Consider the following 280-nt stretch of genomic DNA (forward strand, 5'->3'; position numbering starts at 1 on the left):
GTTTTCTTCAATCCTGCCACCGGCAAGCTTGGACCGACATTCGATGGCGCTATCGATATGGCTGACGCAGTTCGTTACGGTAAAGTGGACGGCGATACGCTGAAATGGTGGTTTGGCCAAAGCGATGCGGCCCGGAAAGGAATGATCCGAGGTCGTCATTCTGCTGAAAAGGTTTGGTCAGAATTCGTAAAATTCGCTTCACAATTTGGCAGCGATGTTCAGCCATGGGGCAACGGTTCGTCGTTCGATATTACGATGTGCGAGTGGCAAATTGGCGTGG

At 51.4% G+C, this 280-nt stretch carries 1 protein-coding gene; it reads left to right on the forward strand.

Going from position 1 to position 280, the window contains the following annotated elements; translation table 11 throughout:
- Nucleotides 1-280, forward strand: a 280-nt coding sequence (locus RMT89_RS42560) for a 3'-5' exonuclease (RefSeq protein WP_315889122.1), incomplete at both ends; no start/stop codon positions are given.

The sequence above is a fragment of the Streptomyces sp. P17 genome (assembly GCF_032436805.1).
GTDB lineage: Bacteria > Actinomycetota > Actinomycetes > Streptomycetales > Streptomycetaceae > Streptomyces.